Consider the following 14131-nt stretch of genomic DNA (forward strand, 5'->3'; position numbering starts at 1 on the left):
CCCCAACCTCCCTTACACCGCGCACTCCCCACGGCCTAGCTGCACCCGGAAGGTTTCCCCTTCCGCCCCCAGGTCCTGGTAGTACTCTGGGGCTTCCTCATGGGAAGGAATAGTCTGGAGGTCCTCGAGAAGGGGCTTGAAGGAGGCGGCCCCCACCCGGTCCACATAAGCCTGGAAACTTTCGCCCTGCTCCCGTTCCTCCTGGTAGCGCTTCAGGATCCTTTCCACCGCCTCAGGAGTGCGCCGGGCAGGAATCCGAGCCACTACTTGGCCAAAACGGGCCTCCCCCTCCCGGGTACGCCCCCCAGGAGGAGGGTGTAGTGAGGAACTTCGTTTTCCCCTACCTTACGGCTTGAGCCGTAAAGGCCGATATCGGCTATGTGGTGTTGACCGCAGGAGTTGGGGCAACCGGAGATCTTGATGCTAATGGACCGCACCGCTGGATCATGGGTCAGAGGAAGGGTGTGGAGGTGCGCTTCCAGGGCCTGCGCCAGCCCCCGGGAGCGGGTGATGGCCAGGTTGCAGGTGTCAGCTCCAGGGCAGCGGGTTATGTCCAGGATGGTGTGGGCCTCAGGATGGGCCAGGCCCACCCGCAACAGGGCTTCGTAAAGCCCACCCAAAGCGTCCTCGGGCACGAAGCGAAGGAGTAAGTTCTGGCTGATGGCACTCCTTATTTCTCCAGCGTAGGTTTCGGCGATATCCGCCAGCGCCCTGAGCCCTTCCGGGGTGATATCCCCAAGGGGAAGGCGCACGGCCACGGTGTAGTAGCCCTCTTGCTTTTGACGAAAGAGGTTGGTGCGGCGCCAGGCATCAAACCCGGGAGCGAAGGAGAAGGGCTTCCTGGGAGGGGAGGGAAGGCTTGGGGGTGGGAGGTCCTGCGGAGGTTGCCAGGCCTTTAGGTCCTCACCGCTTGCGGTGAGCTTCACGATCCGCCTTTCCTCCCTTACCGCCTCGCGGAAGGCGGAAATTCCCCACTTCTTTACCAGAAACTTGAGCCGGGCTTGGGTTAGGACCTTGCGGTTACCGTGGCGGTCAAAGAGACGGATGATGGCCAGCATGGTGGGGAGGAGGTCCTCCTCTGGGGTGAAGGGTTCCAAAAGTTCCGCGCTCATGGGAGCCGCTCCCAAGCCCCCGCCCACATAAAGGCGGAAGCCCCTTTTGCCCCCCTCCACCGCGGCCACCACCCCGATGTCGTGAATGGGGGTACGGGCATGGTCTGTGGCGCACCCCTCGAAGGCAATCTTGAATTTGCGGGGCAGGTTCTGCCCCACGGGGTGACGGAGGAAGTAGCGGTAGGCGGCCTCGGCGTAGGGAGTCACGTCAAAGGGCTCCTCAGGGGAAACTCCGGCGTACGGGCAGCAGGTGATGGCTCGGATGGAGTGGCCGCAGGCCTCGCGGGTAGTGAGGCCAACTCCGTTTACAGCCCGGAGGACGTGGGGTACGTCCCTTCGGTGCACGTGGTGAAGCTGCACCGCCTGCCGGGTAGTTACGTGGGCCAGACGGTTTTCTGCATACCGCTCCGCCACCTCTGCCAGAACCCTTAGGGCCTCCGGGCTTACCCGGCCCACGGGGAGTTTGATGCGCACCATGTGGTGCTCTGGCCTTCCCCGAATGCTGTAGATGCCGTTTTTCAGGCGGTAGACCCGGAAGTCCTCGGGGTCCTCCTCCCCCGCCTCGAGGCGGGCAATCATGGCCTCCAGATACTGGATTTCGGCTTCGGCCTCCGCGCTGAGTCCTGCCATCCTGCCTCCTTTCCCCCCTCCCGGGGGATTGCCCGGCATAATATACCATTGAGTGTATGAAAATCAAGGGTATAGGCTCTGTTCCCCAGGTCGGGTTTTCGAGAGCCCCGCATGCTATAGTGGAGGGGACAGGCTAGGGGTGCCCCAATGGAGGGGCTGAGAGCTGGGTTTCTCCCAGCAACCCTTAGAACCTGATCCGGGTAATGCCGGCGGAGGGAAGCCTATGCGGAAGAATCCCCTTACAAACCGACCTCTCCCCAGGCCGCGTGGGCCCTGGATACCCGCTTGAGGCTTTACCCGTAGGGCACATGCGCTGGGGAGGTGAAAGCTTGCTGGGAAGGCTCTACCTGGTGGTGACCCCGAGGCCCGGTTGGTCCATGGAGGAGGTGCTGGATCGGACGGAACGGGCCCTGGCGGGTGGGGTGGAGGTGTTGCAGCTTCGGGCTAAGGACTGGGAGGCGAGGCCCATCCTGGACCTGGGGGAGAGGATGCTGGCCCTGGCTCGACGGTATGGGGTGCCCTTCTTCCTCAACGACCGGCCGGACCTGGCGGCCCTTCTGGGAGCGGATGGGGTGCACCTTGGCCAGAGGGACCTGACGCCCGCGGAGGCCCGGCGCTTCTTTCAGGGGATGGTGGGCCGCTCTACCCACGCTCCCGAACAGGCCCTAAGAGCCCTCGAGGAAGGAGTGGACTACCTCTCCATAGGCCCTGTGTGGGAAACCCCCACCAAGCCGGGGAGGCAGGCCGCGGGCCTGGGCTATGTGCGCTGGGCCCGGGAGAACCTGGGGGAGGGGCCCTGGTACGCCATCGGCGGAATCACCCTGGAGAACCTGGGGGAGGTTTTGGAGGCTGGGGCGCGCCGAGTTGTGGTGGTCCGCGCCATCCTGGACGCTGAGAACCCCGAGCGGGCGGCCCGGGCATTCAGGGAGCGGCTTTATGGTGTGGCTTAACGGGGAGGCTAAGCCCCTCGAGGGCAAGACGCTAAGGGAGGTTCTGGAGGAGCTGGACGTGGATCTTTCCCGGGTGGCGGTCCTCCTCAACGAGGAGGCCTACCTGGGGCGGGAGCTTCCTCATCACGTCCTGAAGGAGGGGGATGTGGTGGAGGTGGTCACCCTCATGCAAGGAGGCTAGATGGACACCTGGAAGGTCGGGAACATAGAGCTTAAAAGCCGTCTTATCCTGGGCTCGGGCAAGTTCCGGGACTTCGGGGTGATGCGAGAGGCCATAAAGGCTGCGGGGGCCGAGGTGGTCACCGTGGCCATCCGCCGGGTGGAGGCCAGGATGCCCGGGCACGTGGGTCTCCTCGAGGCCTTAGGGGGCGTGCGCCTCCTGCCCAACACGGCAGGTGCCAGGACGGCGGAGGAAGCGTTGAGGATAGCCCGGCTGGGCCGGGTTCTCACCGGGGAGAGGTGGGTGAAGCTGGAGGTGATCCCTGACCCCACCTATCTCCTCCCCGATCCCGTGGAGACCCTGAGGGCGGCGAGGATGCTCATCGACGAGGGCTTCCTGGTCCTGCCCTACATCGGTCCTGACCTCGTCCTGGCCAAGAAGCTTTCGGAGCAGGGCACGGCTACGGTGATGCCCCTGGCGGCCCCCATCGGCTCCGGCTGGGGGGTGAGGACCCGGGCCCTTTTGGAGCTCTTCGCCCGGGAGAAGGCCTCACTGCCCCCGGTGGTGGTGGACGCAGGGCTTGGCCTTCCTTCCCATGCAGCGGAGGTGATGGAGATGGGTTTGGACGCTGTGCTGGTGAACACCGCCATTGCCGAGGCCCAAGATCCCGTGGCCATGGCTGAGGCCTTTCGTTTGGCTGTGGAGGCGGGGAGGAGGGCCTTTTTGGCCGGCCCCATGCGACCCCGGGAGGTGGCGAGCCCCTCGAGCCCCAGGGAGGGCATCCCTTTGGGAGGTCCTAAGCCGTGAGGGTGGAGGTGGCGGTGGTGGGGGCGGGGATTATCGGAACCCTCGCCGCCTACGAGCTCAGGAAGCGGGGGCTTTCCGTCCTCCTCCTAGATGCCGGTAAGGAGGGAGCGGCTACCCTGGCCAGTGCGGGGATGCTGGCTCCTTATCCCGAGGGGCTTTCCGGGGAGGTTCTGGAGGCGGCCCTTTTCGGCCTGGAGTACTATCCAGGCCTCCTCGAGGAGCTTGCCGCCAAGGGATGGAAGGTGGAGGCGGGGTTTGGCGGCACCCAGGTGGTGGCCCTGTCCCAGGTGGAAAAGGAGGCCTGGGAGGCCCAGGAGTCCTTGTCCTACCCGGTTCGCGGTGGAAGGGGAGCGCATACCTTCCCTGGGGGGTATGTCCATCCCAAGGCCCTCCGCAAGGCCTTACTGAAAGCTCTGGAGGTCATGGAAACCCCTTTCCTTCAAGCCGAGGTGGAGGAGGTGAAGGAAGGGGGAGTGCGAGGGCGCTGGCTGGAGGAGCCCTTTACCGCCCAGGCCCGGTTCGTCCTCCTGGCCGTGGGCGCCTGGGGTAGCCGATTTGGCCTTGGGGTCCGGCCCCTGAAGGGGGAGGCCTTGGTCCTCGAGGGCCCGGCTCCTCCCTCCCCCCTTTTCGCCGGGGAAGGGTACCTCCTCCCCCGGGAGGGTGGGGTATACGTGGGGGCCACCCAGCGAGAGGGATGGGCTCAGGGAGTGGATCTATTCGGCCTAAGGTGGCTTTCCGACTACGCCCACGAGCGCTTTCCCCTGCTGGCAGGGGCCAGGTTCCGGGAGGCCCTTTGGGGGTACAGGCCGGTGGGAGAGCTTTTCGTGGGTGAGGTGGAAAGGGGAGTGCTGGCTGCGGTGGGCCATGGAAGGAACGGCGTCCTCCTGGCCCCGTGGACGGCGAAGAGGATTCTCGAGCTTTTGGGGGTGTAGCTATGACCCAGATGGAAGCGGCAAGGAAGGGCATCGTGACCGAGGAGATGGCTTACGTGGCGGAGAAGGAGGGGGTTTCCCCTGAGTTTGTGCGGGAAGGGGTGGCGTCGGGGCGGATCGTGATTCCTAGGAACCCCAACCACCGCACCCTTCGGGACTTCAAGGGGATCGGGGAAGGGCTCAGCGTGAAGGTGAACGCCAACCTGGGTACTTCCTACGACTACGTCAACCTTGAGGAGGAGGTGGAAAAGGCCAGGGTGGCCATTCAGTACGGGGCGGACACCATCATGGATCTCTCCACAGGGGGGGACTTGAAGGCCATCCGGGAAAGAATCCTCGAGGTGGCCACCGTTCCTTTGGGCACCGTGCCCATCTATGAGGCGGAGTTCCGCGCCGCCAAGAGGAAGAGCTTCTTCGACATGTCCGCGGATGAGCTTTTCGAGGTCATAGAGGAACACGGGCGGCAGGGGGTGGACTATATCACCGTGCACGTGGGGGTTACCCTGAAGAACCTGGAGGTCTACCGGAATTCCTCCCGGACCACGGGGATTGTGAGCCGGGGTGGAGGGCTTCTCGCCGCCTGGATGCTCCACCGGGGAGAGGAGAACCCCCTTTACGCCCGCTTTGACGACCTCCTGGACATCGCCCGCACCTACGACATGACCCTCTCCTTGGGTGACGGCCTCAGGCCAGGGTCTCTGGCGGACAGCACCGACCGGGCCCAGATTGCAGAACTCCTCACCATCGGGGAGTTGGTGGAAAGGGCCCGCCGGGCAGGGGTGCAGGCTATGGTGGAGGGACCGGGCCACATTCCTTTGAACGAGGTGGCCACCAACGTGCAGATCCAGAAGAAGCTCACGGGCCATGCTCCCTTCTACATCCTGGGGATGCTTCCCGTGGATACCGCCGCTGGCTTCGACCACATCGCCGGGGCCATCGGAGGCGCCTTGGCCGGTTGGATGGGGGCGGATATGCTCTGCTACCTGACCCCGGCGGAGCACCTGGGCCTGCCCACCCCTGAGCACGTGAAGGAAGGGGTGATCGCCTTTAAAATCGCTGCTCATGCCGCCGATGTGGCCCGGGGGAACCCGCGGGCTTTGGAGAGGAATCGGCGCATGTCCGAGGCCCGCTACCGCCTGGACTGGGAAGGCCAGTTCGCTCTTTGCCTCTATCCTGAGGAGGCCCGCCGCCTCAAGGAGGAGCGGGGCTCCAGGACCAAGGCCTGCAGCATGTGCGGCCCCTTCTGCCCCATGAACCTGGTGGAGGCGGTCTTACGGGGCAAGGCCCGGATGGAACTTCAGCGTGCACCCTACGTCCATGACCCCGTGGGCTAGGGCGGGGGGTCAAGATGCTGACGAAAAGCTTCGGCCACGTCCCCCACCTCCTGATGGCACTGGGCAACCTCCTCTACCAAGGAGAAGGCCTCCTCGTCGCTAAGGGTAAGCCGGAAACCGGAAAGCCGCAGGTGGATGTCGGCCACGGCGAAGGCCGTCCGCTTGTTGCCATCCACAAAAGGATGGCCTTTGGCTATGCCGGTAAGGTAAGCTGCGGCCTTTTCCCAGGGGGTTGGGAAGCTTTCTTGCCCGGCGAAACCAGCCCACGGGCGTTCCAAGGCAGCCTCAAGCCTGCCCAGATCCAGTACCCCGGGGCTTCCCCCATAGCGGCGAAGGAGGTCCTCGTGGATGGCCAGGACCAAGGAGAGGGGAAGCTTAGGCATCGGCCAGGCGCCGGTAAAGCGCTTCGCGCTCCTTTAGGGACTGGAGGTAGGCCATCAAGGCCTTCAAGGTTTCCACGCTGGTCCCCGGCTCTGCCACCAGCAAGGTTCCTTCCGACTCCAGCACCTCCACCTCCTGGCCCGGCTTTAGCCCGGGGGCATGACCCTCGAGGACCAAAGCCAAGTGCCCGTCCAGCTCCATCACCTTGGCGCGCATATCCTCATTATGCCCGAGGTGAGGCATGCAAGTAGCGCTTACCATCGCCGGTTCCGACTCCGGGGGCGGGGCCGGGGTGCAGGCGGATCTCAAGACTTTTTTCCGCTTCGGGGTCTATGGGGTAAGCGCCCTTACCCTGGTCACCGCCCAAAACACCCTGGGGGTGCAACGGGTAAAACTCCTACCTCCTGACCTGGTTTATGCCCAGATCCAAAGCGTGGCGGACGACCTCCCCATCCATGCTGCCAAGACAGGGGCTTTGGGCAACGCGGCCATCGTGGAGGCGGTGGCCGAGGGGGTGAAGCGGTATGGGATCCGTCCCCTGGTGGTGGATCCGGTGATGGTGGCCAAGGGCGGGGATCCCCTCCTTTCCCCCGAAGCGGTCCGGGCGCTAACAGAAAGGCTTTTCCCCCTGGCCACCCTCGTCACCCCCAACCGCCTCGAGGCGGAGGCCCTCCTTTCCCGGCCTATCCGGACCCTGGCGGAAGCCCAGGAGGCGGCCCGGGAACTTTTGGCCCTCGGCCCCCAGGCGGTCCTGCTTAAAGGCGGCCATTTCGAGGGGAAGGAGGCGGTGGACCTTCTAGCTACTCGGGAAAGTATCCAGGTTTTCCGTGCCCCCCGCATTCCCACCCTTAACACCCACGGCACGGGCTGCACCCTTTCCGCAGCCATCACTGCCCTCCTGGCTTTGGGAAAGCCCCTGGAGGAAGCCGTGGCTGAGGCTAAGGCCTACCTCACCCGGGCCTTGGAAACCGCACCTTCCTTGGGTCACGGCCACGGCCCCGTGAACCACTTCGCCTAGTTCAGAGGGCGGTAGCCCCGCCGTCCACGGGAAGAATGGCCCCGGTGATGTAGTCGGAGGCGGGGCTTGCCAGGAAAAGCACCGCTCCTCCCAGCTCCCCGGGTTTCCCGGGACGCCCCAGGGGCAGGGTGGCCTTCAGGAAGGCCTCGGCCTTGGGCAGGACCTTCTCCGTCATGCGGGTGGGGAAAAACCCAGGGGCTAAGGCGTTCACCCGAATACCGAACCGGCCCCATTTCACCGCCAGATCCCGGGTAAGGGCGATAAGCCCACCCTTGGAAGCGGAATAGCCCACGGCGTCCAGGACCTCAGGGTACTCTCCTTTTAGCCCTGCCACGGAGGCGATGTGGATGATCTTGCCGTAGCCCCTTTCCCGCATGCGCTGGGCGGCGGCGCGGCTTGCCAGGAAGGCTCCCACCAGGTTGACCTCGAGGACCTCCCGCACCTTTTCCACGGGCATCTCCCAGGAGGGGGCCCCCCAGGAGATCCCTGCGGCGTTCACCAGGATGGTGAGGGGCCCAAGTTCCCGCTCCACCAGGTCCACCACCTCGAGAAGCCGCTCCTCGTCCCGCACATCCCCTTCCAGGTAAAGGGCTTCCCCAAGGTGCTTTTTGGCTTCCTCAAAGAAGCTGGCCCTCCGGGCGAGAACCGCCACCTTGGCCCCGGCCTCCTTGAGGGCTAGGGCCGCCTCGAGGCCAAGCCCCCGGGATCCCCCCGTCACCAGGGCTACTTTGCCGTTCAGGCGGAACTGCTCCAGGAACATAGTCCCCCCTTATCCCTCTGAGGAATCGTGGAACAGGTCCTTATACTGTTCCCTGAGGGCACGCTTTAGGAACTTCCCTGCGCTGGTGCGGGGGATTTCCTCCACGAAGACGAAGGCATCGGGAAGTTGCCACTTGGCAAAACCAGCCTTTAAGAGATGTTCCCGAAGCTCCTCCTCGCTGGGTTTCTCTCCCCTGGGCACCACCACGGCTAAGGGCCTTTCCTGCCACCTGGGGTGGGGAATGGCCACCACCGCCGCCTCCTTCACCTTGGGATGTCCCATGAGGGTGTTTTCCAGATCCACGCTGGAGATCCACTCCCCGCCCGACTTGATGAGGTCCTTGAGCCGATCTTTAATGTCCAAGTAGCCCTCCTCATCCCACACGGCGATGTCTCCGGTTCGGAACCATCCGTCGGGGGTTAGGGCGTTACGGCTAGCCTCCTCGTTCCGGTAGTACCCTCCGGTGATCCAGGGTCCCTTGAGCTGGACCTCCCCCATGGTTCTGCCATCCTTGGGCACCGGGCGGCCTTCCTCGTCCGCCACCCGAAGGCGCACAAGAGGAGTGGGGAGGCCGGTCTTGGCCTTGAGGCGGATCCTTTCCTCCCAGGGGAGGCCTTCCAGGTGGCTTTTCACGAAGTTCTGCACCACCACCGGAGAAGTTTCCGTGAGGCCGTAGCCCTGCCGTACCTCTATGCCCATGCGCTCAAAACGCTCCACTAGGCTTCTCGGAGCGGCGCTTCCCCCCACTACCAGGCGCCGCAGGGTCTTGAGGCGGTGTCCCGTGCTCTCCAGGTAATCGGCCAAGGCCAGCCACACCGTGGGCACTCCGGCGGTAAAAGTCACTCCTTCTCCGTCAAAGAGTTCCACCAAGGAGGCGGGATCTAGCTTGGGTCCTGGCAGGACCTGTTTGGCTCCCACCAGGGTGGCGGCATAGGGTAGACACCAGGCGTTCACGTGGAACATGGGTACCACTGGGAGGACCGAGTCCTTTTCCGAGAGGGCGGTGCCATCCTCGAGGCTCGCCGCCAGGGTGTGGAGGACCAAGGCCCGGTGGCTGTAGACCACTCCCTTGGGAAGACCGGTGGTCCCCGTGGTGTAGGCCATGCCGCAGGCGGCCCGTTCGGGTACCCGGATGGGGTCCGCCTCCTCGCCCAACACCTCCTCGTAGGCCAAGTATCCCTCTGGCGCCTTCTCGTCCATCACCACGAAGTGGCGCACGGTGGAAAGCTCCGGGCGCAGGGTCTCCACCAAGGGAAGGAGCTGGGGATCAAACAGAAGGACCTTGTCCTCCGCATGGTTCAGGATGTAGGCGATCTCCTTGGGGGAAAGCCGGGGGTTTGCGGTGTGGAGGACGGCCCCCATTCCCGGCACGGCGAAGTAGGTTTCCAGGTGGCGGAAGTGGTTGAAGCCCAAGGTGGCCACCCGGTCCCCCACCTCCACCCCGAGCCGCCTCAGGCCCCCCATGAGCCTTCTAGCCCGCCGGTAAACCTCGGCGTAGGAGATGCGGTGGACCTCCCCTGTATGGAGCCGGGATACCACTTCCTTCCTGGGAAAAAGCTCTGCCGCCCGTTCCAGGAAGTCCCACAGATTGAGTTCCTCCTCCATCATGGTGCTCGGGAACATGCCGCCTCCTTTCCTATTTGCCCCCAGCATATCCCCAGCAGGGCGTTCACGTCACCCAGTAGAACCTCCCGTGCAACACCCCTCCTCCAAACTCTCCTTCGATTAACAAGGGAACCGCCCACACCGGTAGCCCTTCCCTGGCGCTTGGGCTGGATCTCGGCTTGGAACCACCGGGCAAGGGGGCTTTGCATGCGCTATTCCTGGGGTTTCCTGCGGACCAAGGTGACGAATTCTCCTTCTTGAACTACCTCGTCCCGCTGGTTCAGGACCCGTACCCGCTGCACCACCACACCCCGGTCGGGTTTACTGGTTTCATGTTTCTCCAGGATCTCGCTTTCCCCCCTCACGGTGTCCCCTATAAATACGGGTTTCAGGAACTTGTAGTTGCGGATCTCCATCCAGGCGATAATGGTGCCCTCAAAGTGCCCGCTCCGCTGCCGAAGGCCGGTGAGCATGGAAAGGACCAGAAGCCCATGGGCGATGCGCTGGCCGAAGGGGGTGTTCTTGGCAAACTCGGCGTCGGTGTGGATGGGGTTGTAGTCCCCGGAAACTCCGGCAAAGTTCACCACGTCCGCCTCGGTTACCGTGCGGGCCGGGGTGGTAAAGCGCTGGCCTACCTGGAAGTCCTCAAAGTACATGGGCATCCTAATCACCTCCCTAGCCTTCTCCAAAAGCTTTGATCCCGGTGAGGTGGGCCCCGATCACCAGGGTCTGCACCTCGCTGGTTCCCTCGTAAAGGGTGAGGATGCGGGCGTCCCGATAAAGCCGGGCCACCTCGTACTCCTCGAAGAAGCCGTAGCCCCCGTGGACCTGGATAGCCCGGTAGGCCACGCGGTTGGCAGCTTCGGAAGCAAAGAGCTTGGCCATGCTGGCCTCGAGGGTATACCGCTCCCCTTTAAGCTTCTTGGCCACCGCCTGGTAGGTGAGGAGGCGGCTGGCCTCGAGGTCCAGCTTCATCTGGGCCAGATGCGCCTGGACCAGCTGAAAGCTGGCGATGGGCCTTCCGAACTGGTGCCTTTCCTTGGCGTAGCGGAGGGAAAGGTCCAAGGCCCGTTGCATGAGCCCCACCGCTCCCGCCGCCAGGGAAACCCGGCCGGTATCCAGGGTGGAAAGGGCGATTTTGAAGCCCTGTCCTTCCTCTCCCAAAACCCTGTCCTTGGGTATGCGCACCCCCTCCAGGAAGACCATGCCCGTGTCCGCAGCCCTAAGCCCCAGTTTTCCCTTTAACGGCGTGGTGCGTACCCCGTCCTCCCGTTCCACCAGGAAGGCAGTTATGCCCCTGCTGCCTTTCTCTGGATCGGTTTTGGCGAAGATGAGGAACACCTGGGCCACGTTGGCGTGGGAGATGAAGGTCTTCTGTCCTTCCAGCACATAGTGATCGCCATCCCGGTAAGCCCGGGTGCGGAGGCTTCCTGCATCCGAGCCCGCCTCAGGCTCGGTAAGGCCGTAGGCCCCTAGGATTTCCCCCCGGGCCAGGTGGGGGATGTAGCGCTTCTTCTGCTCGGGGGTGCCGTAGGTGAGGAGAGGGGTGAGGACCAGGCTTTGCTGCACGGAAAGAATGGAGCGCAAGGAAGCGTATCCCCCAAGCTCCTCCAGAAGGGCGATGTAGGCCCAAAAGTCCAGGCCAGCTCCTCCCAGCTCCTCGGGCACGAACACCCCCAGAAAACCCAGCTCCCCCATTCGCTTCACCAGGGGCCAGGGAAAGACTTCCTGGGCCTCGTACTCCGCCAGAGCAGGACCTGCTTCTTCCAGAAAGCGCCTGGCCAGCTGCCGGATCTCCTTGTGTTCAGGAATCTCCATGTTCTAACCCCTTTAGGATGAGATCAAAGTAGAACCTGGCCACCTCCTCCGCCCGCAAGGGCCCGCCCGGGCGGAACCAGCGGATCATCCAGTTGAGGAGGGAGAGGATGGCCCGGGCTGTGAGGCCCACATCCAGAGGGCGGAATACCCCCAGTGCCATGCCCCGCTCCAGGATGCTTCGGAGCATGCCCTCGTACCGGTCGCGCAGGGCGATGGTAACAGCTCGCTTCTCGGGAGAGAGGCTTTGCAACCCTTGAAGCATGGCCACGAAAAAGGGCCGATTCTCTTCAAAGAAGCGGGCATGGCCTTCCATGAAGCGCAGAAGGGCTACCTTGGGGTCGGGTTCGGATAGGGCTCTTTCTCCTTGGCGACGAAGGCCCTCCAGGGCCTGAAGGCTGATCTCGTAGAGAACCTCCTCCTTGCTCCGGAAGTGGTGGTAGAGTGCCGCCTTGGAGAGGCCCAGTGCCTCGGCCAGATCTTGGACGCTGGTCGCCTCGTAGCCTCTTTCCGTGAAAAGCCGGGCGGCTTCTTCCAGGATGCGGTCGCGTGTGGCGGTTCCCATATCTCACCGACCGGTCGGTAAGTACACTCTACCCCTGGAGAAGAGGATAGTCAAGTGGCTTGGTGCCCTCTTCCACGTTTCCAAGCGCCTTGGCGTTATCTGGCCGATAGGGTGTTGCCAAACCCGCCATAAGTGTGGAAGTATGGAACACGAAGGAGGAGCTTATGAAAATCACCCTTAGCGTCCTCAAGGCCGACATCGGTTCCGTCGGAGGCCACACCTTACCCAGCCGCAGGGTGCTGGCCAAGGTGGAGGAGGTGGTACGGGAGGAGGTGGGCCGCCTGCTCTTGGACGCCCACGTATTCCATATCGGGGACGACATCGTCCTCCTCCTCTCGCATACCCACGGCATTCGAAACGCATCCGTCCACGAGCTGGCCTGGAAAGCCTTCCGGGAAGGTACCCAGGTGGCCAAGGAGGAGGGTCTTTACGGGGCCGGGCAGGATCTTTTGAAGGATGCCTTCTCCGGTAACCTCCACGGCCTGGGGCCCCAGGTGGCGGAGATGGAATTCGAGGAGCGCCCCGCCGAGCCCTTCATGGTGCTGGCCGCCGATAAGACCGAGCCCGGGGCCTTCAACCTGCCCCTATACCTGGTTTTCGCCGACCCCATGTACTCCTCTGGTCTCCTGCTTTCCTCGGAGCTGCGCCCCGGTTTCCGCTTTCGCATCATGGACCTAGCCCAGACGGAGAGGGATAGCTACATCGTTTTGGATGCTCCCGAAAGGCTTTATGACATAGCCGCCTTACTTAGGGACTCCCACCGCTTCGGGATAGAGTCCATCTGGTCCAGGCGCTACGGGGAAATTGCTGCGGTGGTGAGCACCACGCGCTTGCGGAACATCGCCGGGCGCTACGTGGGTAAGGACGATCCCGTGGCCATCATCCGCACCCAGAAGATCTTCCCCGCAACGGAGGAGTTCGGTCCACCCTTTGCCCTGGCGCCCTTCGTGGCCGGGGATACCCGGGGAAGCCACCACCTGCCCCTGATGCCGGTAAAGGCCAATACCCCTGCCTCCACGTTCTTCTGCGTACCCATGGTGTGCGGGCTGGCCTTCTCCCTCAAGGAGGGCCGGTTCTCTGAGCCTGTGGATCTCTTTGCGGATCCGGTCTGGGATGCGGTGCGGGCCAAGGTGGTGGAAAAAGCTCAGGAAATGCGCCGTCAGGGATTTTACGGCCCGGCCATGCTGCCCATGGAGGAGCTCGAATACACGGGCATTGCCGAGCGGCTGAAGGAGCTTGAACGGGAGTTCTCCTAGAGCCTCGAGGGGCCCCTGGGCTTAAGGCTTGGCGCTTCAGGTGGGGGTGTAGAACTTTTCCAAGGCCTGGGCTAAATAGAGAAGGGCGAGAGCCTCTTCCTCCACTCCCCGGGTAAGTTGCGCACAAGCCGGGCGAGGTTATGCCCGCAGGGATTCAAGCCCAGAACGAACGGAAGGCTTTTCAGGGCCCTTCCCCCGGCCTACTCGGCCATGATAGCGGCCCAAGCCTTTAAGCCGCTTCTTCTCAGGACTTATAAAGGAGCACGGCTTCTTTTCCCAGGCCCTGATGCTCCCGCCAGGTCATGGGCCAGAGGACAAGATGGGCGGCCCTGCCCGCCAGGGTTTCCGCCAGGTGGGCGTGGAGGAGGAGGTGGGCGGAGCCCGTGAGCACGAAGTGTCCCGGAATGCGGGCCTCATCCACTGAGCGCTTGATGGCCAGGAGGAGTTCAGGTACCCGCTGTACCTCGTCCAGGATGAGCTTGTCCTCCCTGCTCAGGAGGGCGCGCGGGTCAGCTTCCGCCTGGAGGGGAAGGTCCAGGTGGCCCAGGGTGAGGTAGAGGTGCTGGCTCAGGCTGGGCAGGTTGCGCACCAGGGTGGTTTTGCCTACATGCCGGCCTTCCATGACCGCCACCACTAGGGAAGACCCGCATGAGCCTTTCCAGAAGGGACGCGGCCGTACGGGGTACGCAAGGCATTTCCAGGTCCGAATGATCGTCATTCACAAGCGGAATAACAAAGGGAACCCACTTGACCTCGAGGGAAGGTAAGGGGCACGCTGAAGCCCAAACTCCGACCAGGGCGCTCCA

General features: G+C 63.6%; 15 protein-coding genes, 1 pseudogene and 1 riboswitch. Of the genes and pseudogenes, 7 read left to right on the forward strand and 9 right to left on the reverse strand.

Going from position 1 to position 14131, the window contains the following annotated elements; genetic code table 11:
- Positions 1–12: 12 nt before the first annotated feature.
- Positions 13–1742, reverse strand: a pseudogene (locus EBI04_RS02455) (nitrite/sulfite reductase).
- Between the two features lie 125 nt (positions 1743–1867).
- Positions 1868–1977, forward strand: a riboswitch (TPP riboswitch).
- A 94-nt stretch (positions 1978–2071) separates the two neighbouring features.
- Between EBI04_RS02455 and thiE the strand changes: the two are divergent.
- From thiE to thiC, 5 genes are read left to right on the forward strand one after another with little or no spacing between them, the layout of a single operon-like run.
- Positions 2072–2692 carry a thiamine phosphate synthase gene (gene thiE, locus EBI04_RS02460; protein WP_135257841.1) on the forward strand — a complete coding sequence of 207 codons (621 nt, stop codon included), beginning with the start codon at positions 2072–2074 and terminating at the stop codon, positions 2690–2692.
- Positions 2679–2873 (forward strand): sulfur carrier protein ThiS, encoded by a 195-nt coding sequence (gene thiS, locus EBI04_RS02465; protein ID WP_019550911.1) that lies wholly within the window; start codon positions 2679–2681, stop codon positions 2871–2873. Before thiE ends, thiS begins: the two co-directional genes overlap by 14 nt.
- A complete protein-coding gene (locus EBI04_RS02470; RefSeq protein ID WP_135255893.1) occupies positions 2874–3659 on the forward strand; it encodes a thiazole synthase in 786 nt (261 codons plus the stop codon).
- Positions 3656–4591, forward strand: a complete 936-nt coding sequence (locus EBI04_RS02475) for an NAD(P)/FAD-dependent oxidoreductase (protein ID WP_135255894.1) — start codon at positions 3656–3658, stop codon at positions 4589–4591. Before EBI04_RS02470 ends, EBI04_RS02475 begins: the two co-directional genes overlap by 4 nt.
- Positions 4592–4593: 2 nt before the next feature.
- Positions 4594–5925, forward strand: a complete 1332-nt coding sequence (gene thiC / locus EBI04_RS02480; protein ID WP_135255895.1) for a phosphomethylpyrimidine synthase ThiC — start codon at positions 4594–4596, stop codon at positions 5923–5925.
- Here the strand turns inward: thiC and EBI04_RS02485 are convergent.
- Together EBI04_RS02485 and EBI04_RS02490 are read right to left on the reverse strand one after the other, a co-directional pair.
- A complete protein-coding gene (locus EBI04_RS02485) occupies positions 5922–6308 on the reverse strand; it encodes a type II toxin-antitoxin system death-on-curing family toxin (RefSeq protein WP_135255896.1) in 387 nt (128 codons plus the stop codon). The genes thiC and EBI04_RS02485 overlap by 4 nt on opposite strands.
- Complete coding sequence (locus EBI04_RS02490) at positions 6301–6522, reverse strand: hypothetical protein (RefSeq protein ID WP_135255897.1); 222 nt, start codon at positions 6520–6522, stop codon at positions 6301–6303. The genes EBI04_RS02485 and EBI04_RS02490 overlap by 8 nt, the downstream gene beginning before the upstream one ends.
- 25 nt (positions 6523–6547) lie before the next feature.
- Here EBI04_RS02490 and thiD point away from each other — a divergent pair, with 25 nt between their 5' ends.
- A complete protein-coding gene (thiD, locus tag EBI04_RS02495; RefSeq protein ID WP_135255898.1) occupies positions 6548–7324 on the forward strand; it encodes a bifunctional hydroxymethylpyrimidine kinase/phosphomethylpyrimidine kinase in 777 nt (258 codons plus the stop codon).
- Between the two features lies 1 nt (position 7325).
- Here the strand turns inward: thiD and EBI04_RS02500 are convergent, their stop codons facing one another.
- The 5 genes from EBI04_RS02500 to pfmR form a co-directional block, all read right to left on the reverse strand.
- A complete protein-coding gene (locus EBI04_RS02500) occupies positions 7326–8084 on the reverse strand; it encodes an SDR family oxidoreductase (protein ID WP_135255899.1) in 759 nt (252 codons plus the stop codon).
- Positions 8085–8093: 9 nt separating this feature from the next.
- A complete protein-coding gene (locus tag EBI04_RS02505) occupies positions 8094–9707 on the reverse strand; it encodes a long-chain fatty acid--CoA ligase (protein ID WP_135255900.1) in 1614 nt (537 codons plus the stop codon).
- A 194-nt stretch (positions 9708–9901) separates the two neighbouring features.
- Complete coding sequence (locus tag EBI04_RS02510) at positions 9902–10351, reverse strand: MaoC family dehydratase (protein WP_028492817.1); 450 nt, start codon at positions 10349–10351, stop codon at positions 9902–9904.
- Between the two features lie 13 nt (positions 10352–10364).
- A complete protein-coding gene (locus EBI04_RS02515; protein ID WP_135255901.1) occupies positions 10365–11507 on the reverse strand; it encodes an acyl-CoA dehydrogenase family protein in 1143 nt (380 codons plus the stop codon).
- Positions 11494–12069, reverse strand: coding sequence for a TetR/AcrR family transcriptional regulator (pfmR, locus tag EBI04_RS02520; protein WP_135255902.1), 576 nt, complete (start codon positions 12067–12069; stop codon positions 11494–11496). Before pfmR ends, EBI04_RS02515 begins: the two co-directional genes overlap by 14 nt.
- A gap of 164 nt (positions 12070–12233) precedes the next feature.
- Here pfmR and fbp point away from each other — a divergent pair, with 164 nt between their 5' ends.
- Positions 12234–13325, forward strand: coding sequence for a fructose-1,6-bisphosphate aldolase/phosphatase (fbp, locus tag EBI04_RS02525; RefSeq protein WP_135255903.1), 1092 nt, complete (start codon positions 12234–12236; stop codon positions 13323–13325).
- Between the two features lie 244 nt (positions 13326–13569).
- Here the strand turns inward: fbp and EBI04_RS02530 are convergent, their stop codons facing one another.
- Positions 13570–13947 carry an AAA family ATPase gene (locus EBI04_RS02530; protein ID WP_240695348.1) on the reverse strand — a complete coding sequence of 126 codons (378 nt, stop codon included), beginning with the start codon at positions 13945–13947 and terminating at the stop codon, positions 13570–13572.
- Positions 13948–14131: the final 184 nt, after the last annotated feature.

Origin of the sequence: Thermus caldilimi (assembly GCF_004684245.1) — a bacterium.
Taxonomy (GTDB): Bacteria; Deinococcota; Deinococci; order Deinococcales; family Thermaceae; genus Thermus; species Thermus caldilimi.

What these genes read in the sequence shown, in the direction of transcription:
- thiS (WP_019550911.1), top strand. Translation starts at nt 2,679, where the DNA reads ATGGTGTGGCTTAACGGGGAGGCTAAGCCCCTCGAGGGCAAGACGCTA.
- EBI04_RS02470 (WP_135255893.1), top strand. Translation starts at nt 2,874, where the DNA reads ATGGACACCTGGAAGGTCGGGAACATAGAGCTTAAAAGCCGTCTTATC.
- thiC (WP_135255895.1), top strand. Translation starts at nt 4,594, where the DNA reads ATGACCCAGATGGAAGCGGCAAGGAAGGGCATCGTGACCGAGGAGATG.
- EBI04_RS02485 (WP_135255896.1), bottom strand. Translation starts at nt 6,308, where the DNA reads ATGCCTAAGCTTCCCCTCTCCTTGGTCCTGGCCATCCACGAGGACCTC.
- EBI04_RS02490 (WP_135255897.1), bottom strand. Translation starts at nt 6,522, where the DNA reads ATGCGCGCCAAGGTGATGGAGCTGGACGGGCACTTGGCTTTGGTCCTC.
- thiD (WP_135255898.1), top strand. Translation starts at nt 6,548, where the DNA reads ATGCAAGTAGCGCTTACCATCGCCGGTTCCGACTCCGGGGGCGGGGCC.
- EBI04_RS02500 (WP_135255899.1), bottom strand. Translation starts at nt 8,084, where the DNA reads ATGTTCCTGGAGCAGTTCCGCCTGAACGGCAAAGTAGCCCTGGTGACG.
- EBI04_RS02505 (WP_135255900.1), bottom strand. Translation starts at nt 9,707, where the DNA reads ATGTTCCCGAGCACCATGATGGAGGAGGAACTCAATCTGTGGGACTTC.
- EBI04_RS02510 (WP_028492817.1), bottom strand. Translation starts at nt 10,351, where the DNA reads ATGCCCATGTACTTTGAGGACTTCCAGGTAGGCCAGCGCTTTACCACC.
- EBI04_RS02515 (WP_135255901.1), bottom strand. Translation starts at nt 11,507, where the DNA reads ATGGAGATTCCTGAACACAAGGAGATCCGGCAGCTGGCCAGGCGCTTT.
- pfmR (WP_135255902.1), bottom strand. Translation starts at nt 12,069, where the DNA reads ATGGGAACCGCCACACGCGACCGCATCCTGGAAGAAGCCGCCCGGCTT.
- fbp (WP_135255903.1), top strand. Translation starts at nt 12,234, where the DNA reads ATGAAAATCACCCTTAGCGTCCTCAAGGCCGACATCGGTTCCGTCGGA.
- EBI04_RS02530 (WP_240695348.1), bottom strand. Translation starts at nt 13,947, where the DNA reads ATGGAAGGCCGGCATGTAGGCAAAACCACCCTGGTGCGCAACCTGCCC.